This window comes from Hufsiella ginkgonis (assembly GCF_009834915.1).
GTDB lineage: Bacteria > Bacteroidota > Bacteroidia > Sphingobacteriales > Sphingobacteriaceae > Hufsiella > Hufsiella ginkgonis.
Genome location: NZ_WVHS01000001.1, coordinates 161,897 through 179,247, shown reverse-complemented (window position 1 = coordinate 179,247; position 17,351 = coordinate 161,897). Strand labels below are relative to the sequence as shown.

The 17,351-nt window shown below is 51.3% G+C and carries 13 protein-coding genes; 8 read left to right on the top strand and 5 right to left on the bottom strand.

Going from position 1 to position 17,351, the window contains the following annotated elements; genetic code table 11:
• Positions 1-246: 246 nt before the first annotated feature.
• Together GS398_RS00730 and GS398_RS00725 are read left to right on the top strand one after the other, a co-directional pair.
• Positions 247-594 carry an Hsp20/alpha crystallin family protein gene (locus GS398_RS00730; protein ID WP_369410192.1) on the top strand — a complete coding sequence of 116 codons (348 nt, stop codon included), beginning with the start codon at positions 247-249 and terminating at the stop codon, positions 592-594.
• Between the two features lie 473 nt (positions 595-1,067).
• On the top strand, positions 1,068-2,381 hold the full coding sequence (locus tag GS398_RS00725) for a nicotinamide mononucleotide adenylyltransferase (RefSeq protein ID WP_160904841.1): 1,314 nt from the start codon (positions 1,068-1,070) through the stop codon (positions 2,379-2,381).
• Between the two features lie 38 nt (positions 2,382-2,419).
• Here the strand turns inward: GS398_RS00725 and GS398_RS00720 are convergent, their stop codons facing one another.
• Positions 2,420-2,911 carry a YajQ family cyclic di-GMP-binding protein gene (locus GS398_RS00720; protein ID WP_160904840.1) on the bottom strand — a complete coding sequence of 164 codons (492 nt, stop codon included), beginning with the start codon at positions 2,909-2,911 and terminating at the stop codon, positions 2,420-2,422.
• A 133-nt stretch (positions 2,912-3,044) separates the two neighbouring features.
• On the opposite strand from GS398_RS00720, the gene GS398_RS00715 reads away from it, so the two are divergent.
• From GS398_RS00715 to GS398_RS00695, 5 genes are all read left to right on the top strand, one after another.
• The gene (locus GS398_RS00715; RefSeq protein ID WP_160904839.1) at positions 3,045-3,647 is read left to right on the top strand and encodes a hypothetical protein; all 603 of its coding nucleotides are present in this window, start codon (positions 3,045-3,047) and stop codon (positions 3,645-3,647) included.
• Between the two features lie 220 nt (positions 3,648-3,867).
• Complete coding sequence (gene ppk1 / locus GS398_RS00710) at positions 3,868-5,928, top strand: polyphosphate kinase 1 (RefSeq protein ID WP_160904838.1); 2,061 nt, start codon at positions 3,868-3,870, stop codon at positions 5,926-5,928.
• Positions 5,925-6,803 carry a Ppx/GppA phosphatase family protein gene (locus GS398_RS00705; RefSeq protein ID WP_160904837.1) on the top strand — a complete coding sequence of 293 codons (879 nt, stop codon included), beginning with the start codon at positions 5,925-5,927 and terminating at the stop codon, positions 6,801-6,803. The genes ppk1 and GS398_RS00705 overlap by 4 nt, the downstream gene beginning before the upstream one ends.
• Positions 6,804-6,833: 30 nt before the next feature.
• The gene (locus GS398_RS00700) at positions 6,834-7,463 is read left to right on the top strand and encodes an ABC transporter ATP-binding protein (RefSeq protein ID WP_160904836.1); all 630 of its coding nucleotides are present in this window, start codon (positions 6,834-6,836) and stop codon (positions 7,461-7,463) included.
• Position 7,464: 1 nt separating this feature from the next.
• Positions 7,465-8,586 (top strand): hypothetical protein, encoded by a 1,122-nt coding sequence (locus GS398_RS00695; RefSeq protein ID WP_160904835.1) that lies wholly within the window; start codon positions 7,465-7,467, stop codon positions 8,584-8,586.
• 4 nt (positions 8,587-8,590) lie between these two features.
• On the opposite strand, the gene GS398_RS00690 is transcribed toward GS398_RS00695, so the two are convergent.
• Positions 8,591-9,484, bottom strand: a complete 894-nt coding sequence (locus GS398_RS00690; RefSeq protein WP_160904834.1) for a DMT family transporter — start codon at positions 9,482-9,484, stop codon at positions 8,591-8,593.
• 97 nt (positions 9,485-9,581) lie between these two features.
• Between GS398_RS00690 and GS398_RS00685 the strand changes: the two genes are divergently transcribed.
• Positions 9,582-10,439, top strand: coding sequence for a YihY/virulence factor BrkB family protein (locus GS398_RS00685; RefSeq protein WP_160904833.1), 858 nt, complete (start codon positions 9,582-9,584; stop codon positions 10,437-10,439).
• A 496-nt stretch (positions 10,440-10,935) separates the two neighbouring features.
• Here GS398_RS00685 and GS398_RS00680 read toward each other — a convergent pair whose 3' ends face one another.
• The 3 genes from GS398_RS00680 to GS398_RS00670 all read right to left on the bottom strand — a co-directional run bounded on the left by GS398_RS00680 (position 10,936) and on the right by GS398_RS00670 (position 17,346).
• Positions 10,936-12,843, bottom strand: coding sequence for a RagB/SusD family nutrient uptake outer membrane protein (locus GS398_RS00680; RefSeq protein ID WP_160904832.1), 1,908 nt, complete (start codon positions 12,841-12,843; stop codon positions 10,936-10,938).
• A 16-nt stretch (positions 12,844-12,859) separates the two neighbouring features.
• Entirely contained in the window at positions 12,860-16,048 is a 3,189-nt protein-coding gene (locus GS398_RS00675) for a SusC/RagA family TonB-linked outer membrane protein (protein ID WP_160904831.1), read from the bottom strand.
• A 239-nt stretch (positions 16,049-16,287) separates the two neighbouring features.
• Positions 16,288-17,346: a glycoside hydrolase family 2 TIM barrel-domain containing protein gene (locus GS398_RS00670; RefSeq protein ID WP_160904830.1), complete on the bottom strand. Its 1,059-nt coding sequence runs from the start codon at positions 17,344-17,346 to the stop codon at positions 16,288-16,290.
• Positions 17,347-17,351 lie beyond the last annotated feature (5 nt).

Genomic DNA, 17,351 nt, shown 5'->3' with positions numbered 1-17,351 from the left:
TAAGAATCGTCACCTTGATTTCCTTAAAGAGGACATTTTGTCGTCTTTATTTTGCGTTTAGTGTCATTTTGTCTTCTATTTTTTGTCGTTGCTGCGTTGGCATGTTGATTGAATATTTCTTTTCAAATACAAAAATAATTGGAGGAATATAAAATGACACTTGTAAAATTCGCTAACGGACACAAAAGAAATGGTTTAAGCCCTTTATTCACAGATGCTTTCGAATCCTTTTTTAATGATTCATTCGTGTCTGACCGCTTCACTGCAAAAGTGCCTGCGGTAAACATTGCAGAAACTGAGAACCACTACCACATCGAGCTGGCCGCTCCCGGGCTGAAAAAAGAAGATTTCAAAATCAACCTGGAGAAAAATATGTTAAGCATTTCTGCTGAGAATAAGTCGGCCGCTGCCGGGGAGACCAAAAAGTACAACAGGCGTGAGTACAGCTACTCAACTTTTGTGAGGTCGTTCACCCTGCCTGAAACCGTCGACCATGCCAACATCGAAGCGCAGTACACCGATGGTATCCTGAGCGTGAACGTAGCAAAGAAAGAAGAAGCCAGGCAGGTAACCCGCGAGATTACCATTAAGTAAGGTCCAGGGTATCTTATAAAGATAAGTTAAGTGTGAAGTTTAGGTTGTTGAGTGGAGAGCGCCCCGGGGTAACCGGGGCGTTTTCTGTTTCGCTTCCGCATAGACGTTGATTTTCCAGGGTCAGTCCGGAAAGTTTCGGAGACGATAATTATCCTTCCTCACCTCGGGACTCCCTCCGTCAGGGAGATAGGATTTCATTACAAATAAGTAACTTGTTTTTATTAAGTTACCCCGGTGAGACCGGGATTTTGTTTTCCTTCGGAGGGGGGTGCCGAAGACGGAGGAGGATAAAATATCTCCCGATCCCCAATTATTTTGCCTGATCCGTTTCTCTTCAGGATCGCCATTTCCCGTTACCTCCGTAAAGGTCCCGGTATTCTTTGGGTGAATGTTTTTGACAAGGCCTCAGTTTAATTCCGTGAGCCCGTCCCAGATTTATTGCTTGATCCTCATTATTCCTTATTTTCGCGGATATGGCCCGCGAAATACTAGAAACCCGAAGGAAAGCATTAAAAATCAACCTCGACGTACCTATTTACGGCACTTTCGCCGAGATAGGCGCGGGGCAGGAAGTTGCACGTAACTTTTTTACCGCAGGAGCGGCCTCGGGTACAGTAGCCAAAACGATGTCGGCATACGACATGTCGTTCAGCAATTCCATTTACGGGGAAGAGACTTCGGGACGTTATGTGAGCAAGTCGCGTTTATTAAAGATGCTCGACCATGAGTTCGGCCTGCTTTCTGAGCGGCTGATAGGGGAGAAACATCACCACAAAACCTTTTTCGCTTTCGCGGATACGGTTACCACCCTTAATTTCAATAAGACCAACGATCCGCACGGCTGGCTGGGGATCAGGTTCCAGGTTACGCCCGGCGGCCCGCCTAACGATATCGTTTTCCACGTGCGGCTGCTCGACAGCGACTCCGTACTTCAGCAAAATGTGCTGGGGATCTTAGGAGTGAACCTGGTTTATGCCGCTTTTTACCACCACCAGCAGGTTCGGCTCATGATCGAGTCGCTGGTAGATAACCTTACCCCCGGTTCCGTGGAAATCGACCTGATCAGCCTGCAGGGGCCGGTCTTTAGCGATGCCAACGACCGCCTCGTAAACCTGTACCTGATCGCAAAAGGATTTTCGGGTGCCGCCATCTTCGATAAGGATGCCAGCGCACTGCAAGCTAAAGACCTGCTGTATAAAAAGGACATCATGATCCTGCGTACCCGCTATAAACAGAAATCTACGCCTAATTTCGACCTGTTTAACCGTGCGGTAGAGCAATTTAAGCGCTCCCAGCATGTGGCAGATGAAAATCTCGTGGTGCTGATCGAAGTGCTCATGACCAACTTGTTCGGGGAAGGCGCAGAACCTGACAGCGCAGATCTCGACGCCCTCGCCGCCCGTGCGGAAGACCTTTGCGCCACCGGCAACTATGTGATCGTATCCGACTTTTCGCGCAACCACAAGCTCGCTGCCTACCTGGCCCGCTGCAAACCTAACAGTGTAGGCATCTCTACTAACATTGCCAACCTAAAGCGTATTTTCGACTCCACGAGTTTCGGCGAACGGTACACCGACGAGCTGCTGGCATACGTAAGCGACCTGTTCAGTAAAAACGTAAAGCTTTACGCTTACCCTTACCTGGATAAAAAGAACAACGATGAGATCATCACCACCCGCAATATGCCGGTGTCTGGCGAAGCCAAACCGCTATTTGAGTTCCTGGTGAAGAACGCCTATATCACGGATATCGAAGAGTTTGACAGGAAGGATGTGAAGACGGTGTAGGAGCCAGTTATCAGTGATCACTGATCTCCGACAACTAACTAACCCCTCATATTTATATACTGCAGCGGCTGTCCAAAATTTTCTTTCCGGCAAAGCGAGATCACTGCCTGCAGGTCGTCGATCTTTTTGCCATCGACGCGCACCTGGTCGTCCATAATGGCGGCTTGCACTTTCAGGCCGCTGTCTTTGATCTTTTTTACGATCTTTTTAGCGGTTTCTTTGTCGATCCCGGTTTTAATTTTGATCTCCTTGCGGATCATATTTCCTGATGCATATTGTGCCTTACCATCGTCGAGGCTCATGGGGTCGATATTCTGTTTTACCATACGCGAGATAATAGCGTCTTTAATGGCTTTCAGGCGCATGTCATCCTCGGTCACAATGGTGATCTCGTTCGTTTTTTTATCCAGTTCGATGGTACTCTTAGAATTATTGAAATCGTAACGGTTGAGAATATCTTTTTTCGCGGTGTTGATGGCGTTGTCGAGTGTCTGGCTATCAATTTTGCTGACAATATCAAATGAAGGCATAACAAAAAAATAATTTGTGGTTGTAAAAATATACAGATAGATTTAGAATAAGTACTGAAACATAATAATCGGTGATCTGTTTCAGTTACAGCTAATTAGCCTGCAACCTACCTTTCACCTAAATATTTCCGTTATGGCAAAGAAAAAAACTACGAAAACAAGTGTAAAAACTGCGGCTAAGTCGACCAGGCGGGCAGTAAAAAGGGAGCTTGAAGCAAGCATCACCGACAAGTTCCTCGAAGCGGTAAAACACCTCGGGCACGATGCCGGGAAGCTCAGCAAGGAAGTTAAGAAAGCGGCAAAGCTGGTAGCCAAAAAGGTGTCGGAGAAATATGAATCCATAAAGGACGCCGTAGAAACCAAGCTCGAAGACGAGAAACCGAAGCCGGCCACCAAAAAGAAATTAAAAACGGCGGTTAAAACCGTTAAAAAGGCCACCAAAATGGCGGTGAAGCCCGTTGAAGCGGCCGCTGCCACCGCTGCGCAAGCAACCCGTAAACCCGCAACCCGCGCCGCGAAAGCCGTCGACACGGCCGTAGAAGCCGTAAAGGTGGCGGCTAAACCGACGCCTGCAACTCGGGCTCCCCGTAAACCCGCGGCTTCCGGATCGACGGAAACCGGAGCGGCGCCTGCACCCGCCCGCAAACGGACGCCTAAACCAGCAGCAGCCGCGGATCCGGTACCCGCAAACGAACCGGGTGCCCCGGCAGAAAACGGACAGGACGGTGGTGAGTAGTTATCAGTTATCAGTAGTCAGTGATCAGTCCTATGTTGTGCCATACAGGAACTGCTACTGACAACTGATAACTGACAACTGATAACTGACAACTGATCACTGACAACTGACAACTTACAACTGTCGACCAATAGCTGTTTACGCTGTCTTAACATTCAATTAACAATCAAAACAGACATTTGCAGCTCCGGGCACAGGGCCGGGCCGCTTACCAGTGCTGATGCAGAAACCATCAAAACCGCTTTTAAACCGTGAGATCAGCTGGCTGTACTTTAATGAACGGGTATTGCAGGAGGCAGCCGACAAAACAGTGCCCCTTATTGAGCGTATCCGCTTTCTGGCCATCTTCTCGTCCAATCTCGACGAATTTTACCGGGTAAGAGTAGCTACGCTAAACAGGCTGGCCAACGTAAACGCGAAAGCCAAGGAGCTGCTCGGGTACAACCCGCGCAAGGTACTGAACGACATTAAAACGCTGGTGGTAAAACACGAGCGGCGTTTTAACCATCTCTACGAAGACGAGATCATCAAGGAGCTCGAGCAGGAGAAGATATTTATCCTGAACGAAACACAACTGAACGTGTCCCGCGGCCAGTTCGTACGAAACTATTTTCGCGAAAAGATCCTGTCGACGCTCGTGCCGGTGATGCCCGACAAAACGAACCCGCTGCCTGAATTGAAGGATCGGGTGGTGTACTTTCTCATCAAGCTCACCAAGGACCATCCAAAGACCAAGGTGCGTTACAGCCTGATCGAAATCCCTCACAGCATCGACCGTTTCCTGGTGCTGCCGGAAACCAATAACCTTAAGTTTGTGATCCTGCTGGACGATATCATCCGGTATTGCCTCGACGATATTTTCAACATTTTCCAGTACAACCACATCGAAGCGTATTCTGTACAGCTTACCCGCGATGCCGAGCTTAATCTCGACCGTCACGTGAGTGAGAAATTTATCGACACGCTTACCAAAAGCCTGCAGAAACGGAAAAAGGGGAAGCCTATGCGCTTGTTGTACGACAGCGCTATGCCGCTGGATATGCTCACCTACCTGGTGGCACAGCTCGACCTGGATGCCGATGGCCTGATCCCCGGTAACCGGTACCACAAATTCAAGGATTTTATCAGGTTCCCGAATATCGGGCGTGCCGAGCTTGAATATCCCCGCATAAATCCGCTGGAAGTGAAGCAACTGGACGCCTCGAAAGGTATACTGAACCAGGTAGCCAGGCGCGATTACCTGGTCAACTTGCCGTACCAGTCGTTCGACTATATCATCCACTTTTTGCGCGAGGCGGCCATCGATCCCAAGGTAACCGCGATTTCGATCACGCTTTACCGGCTTGCCGAGAATTCGAGGGTGATCAACGCGTTGATCAATGCGGCAAAAAACGGCAAGAAAGTGTTCTGCTTGCTCGAGCTGAAGGCCAGGTTCGACGAACAGGCCAATATTTATTGGACCGGCAAACTGGAAGAAGAAGGCGTAGTAGTGGATTATGGGCTGCAGGATTATAAAGTGCACTCGAAGATCTGCCTGGTAAGCCGGAGAGAGAAAGGCAGGATCGTAAATTATGCGAACCTGTCTACCGGGAACTACAACGAGAAAACTGCGCAGATCTATTGCGATCACAGCATATTTACCGCTAACCCCGAAATAACGGGCGAGCTGCGCAAGCTGTTTGACGGTTTGCAGCGTAAGGAATTTTATAAAGGTTACAAGAACCTGGTGGTATCGCCGCTGGAAAGCCGTACCAAGTTTTACGAACTGATAGACGAAGAGATCAGGCTGGCCGGCGAAGGAAAGCCTGCATACGTGATCCTGAAAATGAACAGCCTCGCCGACGAGGAGGTGATCGGTAAGCTTTACGAGGCGGGCGCTGCGGGTGTAAAGATCCAGCTCATTATCAGGGGCATGTGCTGCCTGGTGCCCGGTATTGCGGGGGTGAGCGAGAATATAGAGGTGGTGAGCATCATCGATCGTTTCCTGGAGCATGCACGGCTCTGGATCTTTGGCAACAATGGTGAAGAAAAAATGTACCTTACGTCTGCCGACCTGCTTACCAGGAACCTCGACCGGCGCGTGGAAGTCGGTTTCCCGATCTTTGATCAGAACATCCGCAAGGAGCTCAGGGACATCATCAACATCCAGCTAAAAGACAATACCAAGTCGCGTGAAATTAATCGCCTCAACAATAATAATTACCGCAGAAATCGCGGGAAAGTGAGTTACCGTGCACAAACAGATATTTATACTTACCTGAAATACAAGAACCACCCGTGAGATACGCCGCAATAGACATAGGATCCAACGCCATCAGGTTGCTGATCGCCGACATCAACGAACCTTCGCGAAACGCTTCCTTTAAGAAGAATACCCTGATCCGCGTGCCATTGCGCCTGGGCGACGATGCTTTCCTCGATAAAAAGATCTCTGACAAGAAGGTCGCCGAGCTGGTTAAAACCATGGTGGCTTTCCGTAATCTCATGGACGTTTATAAAGTAACGGATTACATGGCCTGTGCCACTTCCGCCATGCGGGAAGCAAAGAACGGCAAGGAAATCGTAAAGAAGGTGCTCGACGAAGCCAATATCGAACTAGAGATCGTGGAAGGGCAACGGGAAGCTAACATCATTTACTCGAGCCACGTAAACGAGCAGATCGATATCAAAAAGAACTACCTGTACATCGATGTGGGCGGCGGCAGCACCGAGCTTTCCGTGTTTTCTGACGGGCAGCCGGAAGTATCGCGCTCTTTTAACATCGGCACCATCCGTATGCTCGACAACCAGGATAAGCAAGAGACCTGGGACGAGCTGAAAGAATGGATAAAAGACAACTGCCGGAAATATAAATCCCTTTCGGGAATCGGTACCGGCGGAAATATCAACAAACTGTTCCGGATCTCCGAAGAAAAGGAGGGTCAGCCGCTTACGTTTAACCAGTTGAAAACCATATACAATCACCTCAACTCGTTTTCGCTGAAAGAGCGGATCTCCGTGCTCGGTCTTAACCAGGACCGCGCTGATGTGATCATCCCTGCCTGCGAGATCTACCTCACGGTGCTGAAATGGGCCGGGATCAAGCAGATCTATGTACCACGCGTGGGCATGGTTGACGGGATCGTGCAGATGCTGATTGAGAAGAATTTAAAGTAACTTGCGGGCCAAAATTGCGGTCTATAGAAGATGCTCCAATTCTCTAACTTTCAGAAATCCTATAACCAGTTCCAGGCACTCAGCATTCCCGATATGGCTATCCATCCGGGCATTTACTGGGTAAAAGGCGTAAACGGCTCCGGGAAAAGCACCCTGCTGAAGTCTGTCGCCGGTATCCTTTCTTTTAAAGGCGAGGTGCTGCTCAACCAGGTAAGCCTGACCAGGCAGCCGGTAGCGTACCGTAAACTCGTTAACTTCGCGGAGGCGGAACCTTTATTTCCGGCGTTCCTTACCGGAACGGAAATGATCCGCTTGTTTGCCGCCGCAAAATTCGCTCCTGCAGGGCAGGAAGAGCGCTACCTGGACGATATGCAGATGCGAAGCTATATCCATAAGCCTGTAGGCACTTATTCCAGCGGGATGCTCAAAAAACTATCGTTGTTACTGGCATTTCTCGGCAAGCCGGAACTGATACTGCTGGATGAGCCGCTCATCACCATCGACAACGCTTCGCTGGGCATCCTGCACCAGTGGATCGCGGCCAAATACGCGGATGGCGCCAGTTTTCTCCTTACTTCGCACCAGGCGCTCGACGCGGAAATGTTTCCCGATGCCAGGGAGTTATTAGTGGCAGAACAAACCTTACACCAGGTTAATTAGTATGCAGCATCCCCTTACGGTAGTATTAAGCAAGATCTTTGTGAACGGCTTTTACCGGGCACATGCCGGGCTGTTCATTTTTGCGTTCCTGGTGATCTTCGGATCGGTAGATCCCGGGCAGTTGCTCGGTTACCACCGGGCGCTTATGCTGGCTTTTGTATCAGACCCGGTGATGTTATCGCTGGTTTTCGCGGGGTGGCTGCTGTATGCGCTCAAAACCTTTCACTATGTGGCGTCGCAGCTTAACGGCAGCAGCCAGCAATTCCTTTTTTACAGCAGCAACTCCTTTGGAAAGCCCGAACAGTTGAAGAGCTGGTGTGCCGTACAGCTGGCGATCATGCTGCCCGTATCCGTTTATGGCCTGCTGGCGGCCGCGATGGGTCTGTACCACCATCTTTATGTACTGCCCGTGGTGGTGATCTGCTACCTGTTGCTGTTGGTTACGGGCTGCGCGTGGTTATACGTGAGGCTGGTGAACCGGTTAAGCGACCGTTCGCAGCTGTCGGTTCTTACCCGATTCAGCCAGCAATGGCGGAAACCATTTTTCAGCCTGTACGGCTACCAGGTAATGCACCAGGCAAAAGTAGCTTACCTACTGGTCAAGCTGCTGTCATGGGGGATTATAACGGCCGTGTTTGCGTTATTTGCCGATGTAAGCAGCGACAGCCGGGTAGCCTGCATCGCCTTGCTGGCCATCGCTGCCGCCCATGCCGTCCTGGTGTTTAACCAGCACGTTTTTGAACGGGAACGGATGCAGTTTTCGCGCAACTTGCCTTACACGAGGCTCAGCCTGTTTGGCGGGTACCTGCTGGGTTATCTTGTGCTGGTAATACCGGAAGCGATCTGGATCTTCAGCCGTTTTAACCTGGTAATGGCAGCAGGTTTGCTGGTGTTTGCGCTGGGGACCATCATGTTGCTCCATTGCCTGCTGTATTGGCTGGGCCCGGATATGGACAGGTACATGCAGTGGGTGGGAGGCTTGTTCGTGGTGCTGTTCCTGGTGATCCTGTTCAGGTGGACGGTTGCGCTTTGCCCTGGAAGTTTCGCGGCAGCATACCTGCTGTTTTATCGCAACTATTACCGTTCTCACGAGCTGCAAGCTGAAACACCCGCCGCCGGCTGATCGGCTATTCCCTGCCTTTGGTGAGCAAAAAGATCGTCGCCAGGATAAACGCCGTTCCCAACAGGTCGGTCCAGCCGAAGGGCACCCCCAGCCAGAAGACAGAAAGCAGCGCCGCAGATACCGGCTCTACGCTCACCAGCAAGCTTGGTGTTTGCGCCCCGATGTTCTTTATTGCAATAAGATATATATAGAATGCAACCAGCGTACCCGGAATGAAAATAAAAGCGGTGCATAAATAGGTTGGCAAGTCCCACGTACCGGGCACTTCCCACGGATGGGAGCCTATACTAAGCGCGATCCCTCCAATTACCATGCTATATCCTACAATGGTGGCCATGTTGAATTTCTTGAACAGCGCCGCCGGCTGCAGCGAATAGAACGCGAGCGTTACCGCCGAAGCGATGCCCCATAACAATCCTTCGCCGGAGATGGAAATGGTGTCGAAGCTGCCGTGCGTTACCAGCAGGAAGGTGCCGGCCACCGCCAGGCCTATGGCCAGCAGCTGCCGCAGGTCGGGCATTCGCCGTTGCCTGATAGCAAGGTACCCGGCAATTATCACCGGTCCGAGGAACTGCAGGATGGTCGCCGTAGCCGCATTGGTATATTTAATGGCCGAAAAAAAGGTGTATTGTACGGCCAGCATACCCAGGAGGCTAAAGGTGAGCAGGCTGGTGGCATTGCGCCGGTCGTGCCAGATCGCGGTAAGCGAGGTATCTTTTTTCGCGGCGGCCAGCAGCAGCAGGATCGAGCCCGCCACCAGGAGCCGTACAGAAACCAGCCACTCGATGTTCAGTCCGCGCGTATGCAGCAGGAACTGCACGAAGGTTCCCGACACGCCCCAGCAAATGCCGGCAGTAACGGCGAAAAAGAAGCCGCGAAAATTCGAGTGTGCCTTCATCTGTCCGAGCCGCGAAAATAGCAAATAAGGATGAGTTCAGGTTGTTTTAAACTATTCATCAACCCTGTTGTTGCCTTCGTGGCCTTATTGCCGGTATATGAAGCAACGAAAAACGCTTATCAGACAGTTCTTCAGGGCCATTCGCGGCGCTTGTGCAATTTTCGCAGAAGCAGACCCGCTCTGCATGGCGGCGGCTACCGCGTTTTTCACCACCTTTGCGCTGCCGCCCATACTCATCGTGATCAGCCGCTCGGTCGGGTTTTTATACACCGGGAATATACACCGGCAAATCTTTTCCCGGTTATCTCAAACCATCGGCGTAAGCAGTACCCGGCAGGTGATAGACACGCTACGCGCCTTTCGCGACCTGGCAAGCTCCTGGTACATCGGCTTACTGGTGATCGTATTGCTGACATTTGTGGCCACCAACCTTTTTCGCATTATCCAGGATTCTATCCACGAGTTATGGAAGATCAGCGTCATCCGGAAGCTATCCTGGAAAGAGAAGCTAATGGTGCGGTGGCGTGGAGTACTGGTTATTATGGTCACCTCGTTCCTCTTCAGCGCCGCACTCGTAGCAGAAGCCGTGCAGTCGTACCTGGGTGAAATCACCCGGCAAATGCTCCCCTGGGTGGCTGATTATCTTGACGGTGTGCTGAATAACGTGTTCTCCATAGCGGTTACCGGCGCCTGGTTCGCCCTGCTTTTCCGGATGCTGCCGGCAGAAAAGCTTGGGTGGCCGACGGTAATCGCCGGCGGATTATTCACAGGCGCGCTATTCACCGCCGGGAAATTCGTATTACGCATATTGCTGATACAAAGCAATGTGAACATGCTTTTTGGAACAGGCGCCGCGTTTGTGCTGCTGCTCCTGTTCATGTTCTATACTTCGCTGATCCTATACTTCGGCGCCGCCTTTACCAAAGCATGGGCCGAAGCCGCGAAGCCTGGCTAAACAAGCCCGCCCGCCCGGAAGTACTTCATACTTTCCCACTTCGGATCGATCGGGTTCCGGTACTTGCCGGCTGTTTTTTATCGCCGCGTACGTTAAAGAGCCAGTCAAGGTCAACCAGGCATTCTTGTTCGGTGGTTTTTTTGCGGCATCCCTGTAAGCCGCACCCCAGGCCGCGTAACCCGTTCGTGTTAATTGCAGTCGGCTTTTCCTTTTTTGCGCCCGTGCCGGCATGGGTTATACATAACTGGTTTTTTGGTTTATATAATGTAAGACCAGTTTGTTCCTGTTCGACTCTCTTAGGGGCCGGGCAAATTCCCTGTCGCGCCGGGCTAAGAATGCCCCGCTGTCGATCATCTTGTATATATTGGGCGGGGGATATGCGGGGGATATAAAAACCCCCTGGAGCGTTTTGCAAGCGTCCAGGGGTTAAGAGATCTTATTTAACATTCCGCAGTTCGCGGAGGAGTTTAAGAACTATGCGGGTGTATACTAATCGTTAGTTGTTTTCATTTTCCAGCGCTTCTTCAAGTGTCTGGTTTGGAACCACATTTTTGGCGTAGCCGGTATAGCCGAAGTTCTGGTTGATCACCGCCAGGCGGTTGGCGTCGATGTCTTTTTGCGGCACGGGCCAGAACAGGTGGTACGGGCTGATCGTGAACGTAGCGCCATAAGTCGTTTTCACGCCCTTGTTGTAGAAATTGTTATATTTCATCACCCGCTCATACCAATAGCTCGACTGGGGAAGGCCCTGTTCAGTGTAGCTTTTTCCAAACTCGTCGGTTTTCCTGGTCAGCGCAAAGATATACGACACACGGGACAATTCTACGTGACGCAGCTCCTCGAAAGTAAGCTCACGGGCACGTTCATCCATGATGGCGCCGGCGTTTATGGTAGCAGCGGTATAAAGCCTGGTACATCCCGCGCGGCGGCGAACGGCGTTTACATCGTCGGCCGCAGCGGCAAGATTCCCTTTCCAGAAATTAGCTTCAGCACGAAGCAGGTAGGTCTCCGCCAGGCGGTAGATATACCAATCTGCGGCTCCGCCACTGTAATTGTCGACGGTTTCCGCACGCGGCGACTCGATAAAGAGCTTATAATGCGGCCAGTCGAACCAGCAGCGTATAGTGTCGTTAACCAGCGGCTTGCCTGTGGTAGGGCTGAATTTCACCAGGGGTTTGCCATACCAGGTGTCGTTGGCGGTCTGCAGGGATGGGTTGTTATAAACCAGGTCTTCCATCCGCACCCAGTTACCGTTAGCCGAGCTGTGACGAAGATCGTTCGGATCGTCCCATACCCCGTTAGTGGCATACCAGGTGGGGCGCGAGCGCCCGATGCCGCGTCCATACGTTTTCCGAAGGTCGATCTTGCCGTTGGTAGCGGTGTAGCTGTAGCTCATTCCGCTGCGCCCGGTGGGGGTGTTCACCAACTGGTTGGATGTGCCGGAAAGGAACGGCGTGGCTGCCCGCATGGTGGCCAGGTCTAAACGGCTGTTAATAAAATCCTCCCGGCTGATCGCGTTAAAGATCGTCTCCTTATTGGCGGGAATTGATTTGTTCTGCGGACGGTGTAAATCCCAGATCACATTCCGGGTGATGGGGTGCACCGCGGGAGCCGGGTTAACGAACGTACCGAAATTACTCTGCATCAGGGAATATCCTGAGCCGGTGATCACGGCATTGGCTACTTCGATGGCTTTATCGAAATTACCCGCGGCGAGGTAAAATTTGACCAATAAATGCTGACAGGCAGCTTTGTTCACATCGCCATAATCAACGGCCGCCGGAACGTTCTGAACTGCAAATTCCAGGTCCGAGATCATCTTGGCGATGATCACCGATCGTTTGGTCGACTTATAGTTGAACTTGGGCGTATTCACTTCTTTGGTCAGGAACGGAATATCACCGAACTGGAACACCATGAAGTAGTAGCGGAACGCCCGTTGGAAATATGCCGCACCCAGCATCTGGTTGCGTACCTTAGCGTCGAGCCCTTCTACGCGGTCGATGTTAGAGATGATCGAATTGGCGTACTTGATGCCTTTATAGCCTTCATACCAGAACCAGCTGATCTTATTGGTGTTGTCGTTATTATTATCCGATGTGGGAGTCACCAGCTGGTTGATATCCTGCGCTGGTCCCGATTTATCGGTGGTGCCTTCTACGGCTACGTCAGAGAACAGGTTCTCGGTAAGCAGGGGGCTTGCTTCGCCATACCAGATGTACCGCATGTTGCGGATGTTTGCGGTAATGGCCGCCTGGAGTCCCGCTTTAGTGGTGAAAGTATTGGTAGGTTCGTAAAACGAGAGCGGATCTGGCTTTAAAAATTCCTCCTTACAGCTGAAGGAAAAGCTCATCGCTGCGGTTAGCGCGATTGCCCGTGCTGCTTTGTTATATGTAGATTTCATTTCTGTCGTTTGGGTGTTAAAAGGTTACGTTGAGGCCGAGGGAGAAGGTACGCGGGAGCGGACCGGTTAATTCAGGGTCCCAGTTATACCAATCAGGGCTGTATTCAGTTACGTTGCGAATGGCGCCGCTGATGCGAAGCTGGCTGATGTCCAGGCGTTTGGTAATATGCGCGGGCACCGTATAAGATAGGCTCACATTATCCAGCCGGACGAACGATTTGCTTAGCATAAGCGGCGGCGATACGTTCTGCGGGTTAGTAGAGTTCGGCCTGGCAAACGTGCCTGACGGATTTTCAGGCGTCCAGTAGCTGCGCACGTAAGAATTAGTCCGCTCGGTATTCGCACCCAGGTTATTCAGGTAATCGGTGGTAGCGGATTTATGACCGAGATAGGAATACATGTTTATTGACAGGTCGAGGTTTTTAAGGACCGTAAAATCATTCCGGAGGTTGAGGCGGAAACGCGGCGTGGTATAACCGAGGAATTGCTTATCCAAATTGTCGAGCTTTCCGTCGTCGTTCACGTCCTGCACCTTCGCGTCGCCGGGGATCTGCCCGTAACGTTTCGCCTGGTCTTCTTCCCCTTTTTGCCAGATGCCGATCGTCTTATAAGTCCAGATGGAACCGATATCACGCCCGATGAACCAGCCATTGGAAATATCGTCCATTTCCCTGGATCCAACTACGTTGCCCGAGGCGTCGAGCACATCCTGGTAGTTATAGTACAAGTGCTTGATCTGGTTCCGGTTCGCCGAAAGGCCGAAGGTGCTTGACCATGCGAAGTTCTTGTGGTCGAGGTTGCGTGTGCTCAGCGACAGTTCAACGCCGCGGTTCACCACTTCGCCCAGGTTACTGGTCACTACGCTGAAACCTGTCAGGTCTGGAAGGGTTTGGTCCATGAGCAGGTCGGTGGTCGGCATGTGATAGGCCTCAACACTACCGGTGATCCGGCTGTCGAAGAAGCCGAAGTCGAGCCGGGCGTTCCACGCCGATGTCGCCTCCCATTTCAGGTTGAGGTTAGACATGCGGTCGACATACAGCTGCGACAACTCGTAAACCGTGCCGTTCGACTGCACATAGGCATATTTACCTGAACCGGTGGTGAGGTTTGACAGTGCCTGGTAAATACCGATAGACCGGTTACCGTTCTGGCCGTAGGAAACGCTCAGCTTACCATAATTCATTGGCGTCCAATGGAAGAATTTCTCGTTGGTAAAATTCCAGGCAACCGCTGCGGAGGCAAACGTTGCGCGTGGGTTAGAGGATCCGAATGCCGAGTAACCATCGCGGCGCACCGAGGTTGTAACCATGTAGCGGTTATCGAAACCGTAGAATACACGGGCCAGCAGTGCGTCGCCGGTACTGTGAGTATCGTTACTGCTGATGGTCGATTTCGCCATATTAGCCGCGCCCACGTTGTGGTAACCCAATGCATCGGTCGGGGTGAAGTCCGTTGCCGTGATCGTGGAGCTCCAGGTGCGGTGTTCTTCCGCATTCTGCAGCAAGGTCACGTCTATCTTATGCTTCTCGGCGAACGTCTTGTTCCATTTCAAGATATTGTCGATCTGCCAATCGAAATTCTTGGCATCTGTGCGGTTCACGCGGCCGTTGTCTGTCCAGTCGGGATTTGCGGACGATTCGTGATAGCGGTCGTTAAACCACTGCAGCCGCGGCGAGAAGTTCATCGTGTAGGTGATCCCCAGCGGCAGCTTAACATTTTGGCTGACGACGGGGTTCAGCACCGTGTAACCTTTATCGAGTTTCCTGAACTGGTTAGTATAGGCGGTATTGACGCCCTGGTTCAAAGAGGAGTTCATAGGGCGACGATCGAGCGTACCGTCGGGCAGGTAAGGCGAGGAAAACGGCGAGTTATTGATGATCTGGCCGCCCCAATCTGTAGCGAAATTGCCGTCGGAACGGTCCTGGAAATTAATATTGATGCCGGAGGTTAACCAATTGGTCACCTTGGCGTCCAGTTTAAAATTGGCACGGTATGCCCGGTAATTATCCCCGTCGATAACGCCCTCATTTTTGAGTGCGCCGAAAGACAAGTAGTAATTGATCGATGAGCTCGGTGTTCTTCCGGAGGTACTGATGTTATAATCCTGGTTATATCCGTTCCGGAACGAATAGTCGTACCAGTCGAACGTCCTTCCTGCTTTGTAGTTTTCAATTTCTCTTTCGAACAAACCCAGGCGCTGTAGCCAGATCTCCTCGTCGGTACCGGCGCCAGGGGTAGCGTCATATGCCTTCCATTGCGCATAGGTAATGCCATATTTCGCCAGGTTTTCCGGTGTAGGCAATACGTATTTCGCGGGGGTAGCGTACCGCGTACCGCTGTTCAGCAGGTCCTGCCGGTACTGCAGGTATTCCGAAGGCCCGTAAACTTCCCGGTTGGCGCCCATGGTAGCCAGGCTGTTATTGGCGCTGAAGCGGATCGTCGGTTTTTCCGTCTTCCCTTTTTTAGTGGTGATCATCAATACGCCGTTCGCCGATCTTGCGCCGAAAATAGCGGCCGATGAAGCGTCTTTCAGCACGTCGATGGTTTCGATGTCCATCGGGTTGATCTCGGAAAGCTCACCGAAAAAAACCACCCCGTCCAGTACCACCATGGGTTCGTTATTGGCTTTGAGCGACCGCTGGCCACGTACTTCCAGGCTGGCGCTTGCCTTGGGGCCATTTGTTTGACCGATGTTAAGCCCCGGTGCGTTCCCGCGAAGCAAGTCCTGCACCGAACGCGGCGCCTCCTTCTCCAGTTTGGTGGCTTTAATCTGGGTAATGGAACCGGTCAGGTCCTTTTTTTCCATCGTTCCGTAACCCACTACCACTACTTCATCGAGCTGGCTGGTGGTGGCTTTCATCTCTACGGCGATCGCCTGGCGGCCATTTACCGGGATGCGTACCGTTTCATACCCGAGATACGATATAACGAGGATACCGTTAGATGGTGCAACGATCTTGAATAGGCCGTTGGCATTCGAAGAAACTGCGTTGGCGGTTCCATCAACTTTAATGCTGGCGCCGATGACCTCCTGCCCGTCCTGGTCCTTCACCACGCCGTTGATGGTGATCGGTTCGGTTGATTGAGCGCCGGCGCTCGCGGCAGCGGATAACAGGGCGAATAATAAAAGTAGTTGTCTGATCCGGCGCCTGAGTTTGCCTGGCAAAGAATCATGCTGCCTGATGTCAAGTAGAAGTTTTTCCATTTAAGTGGCTAATTAATTGTTAGAAATTATAATTGGAGGCCCAGGGAGCCCGGTTAGTAATTGGCTTAGTTGGTGCACGCCAAAGTAAGCGAACCCCGGTTGCATAAAATGTTCAAGTTTTTGCCGTTATTTCTCAATTATGGCTTGGCGTGGTAAAGCAGGAAAGCTGTTCTTTCGGAACAGCTCCTTGCGCTAACTAACCAAATCATAGCGCTTTCTAACCACCAATAAAACTTAATTCAGTCTCTCTTACTTTTCCCGGTGAACTGCTTAATACTTTTCACTTCCTCATCGTTAAAGGCGGAGCCGTCTTTCCTGTAGATATCATGGAACCATAATTCGGGCTCCTTCACTCCCGGCATCGGTGATGACCAGGCAAAAATAGTATTGGTTTTGCCGGCCACGAATCCCCAGTTAATGGCAGCGATATTCTCGCGCTTCAGTAGCGGCAGGATGGCCTGGAAAGTGCTTCCGTTCTTCCTGGCCATATATTCCGTGCAAAGCATGGGTCTGCCCAGCGCCTTGTACTCGTCTATCTTCTTCTGATGTTCTTCTGGTTTGCCATAATGATGGTAGGTGATCACGTCAGAGTTTTCCAGCTGGAACTTATTGAGGTTTGCGAACTTAGGTCCCCAGTTCCACACGCCGGACGACACCGGTTGTGAAGGCTTCACTTCCCTGGCCCAGGCGAACACCGATTTGAGCAGCGGCATGCTTTCATCAAAATACTGGCTGTTCCCGGGCTCGTTATACAGGTCCCAAAGCAATACGCGCTTATCGTTCTTGTGCGTGTTTAAGATATCCTTTACATACCCTTCCAGCATTTTCAGGCTGTCGGGATTGTTGCGTATGGCTGTTCCGGGGTCGCGTACCCAGCCGCTGTTGTGTATGCCCGATTTAGGTTCAGGCTGTTTACCTGCTTTATATTCATCGTTCCAGCAATCGTCAAAGAACACGAGGATGGTTTTGATGCCGTGTTTTTTCGAGATAGCCAGGTAGTTGTCGAGCCGCTTTTTAAACCCGGTTTTATCAGAAGTATAGGCTACATGATGCAGGTATACACGCATCGCATTCATACCCAGCGCTTCTGCCATGCCTAATTCCTTATCGATGGTGGCTGCATCGAAGGTGGCCGCCTGGAACATCTCCAGTTGATTGATAGCCGTACTCGGCTGAAAGTTAGCCCCGCAATACCAGGGCTGAGACTTATACCATGTGTTCGCTTTTTCGGCAGTCCAGCGTTGAGCCGCGCATGCCGAAGAGATCAATAAAAGAAGTGTTAAAAAACGATATTTCATGAAGT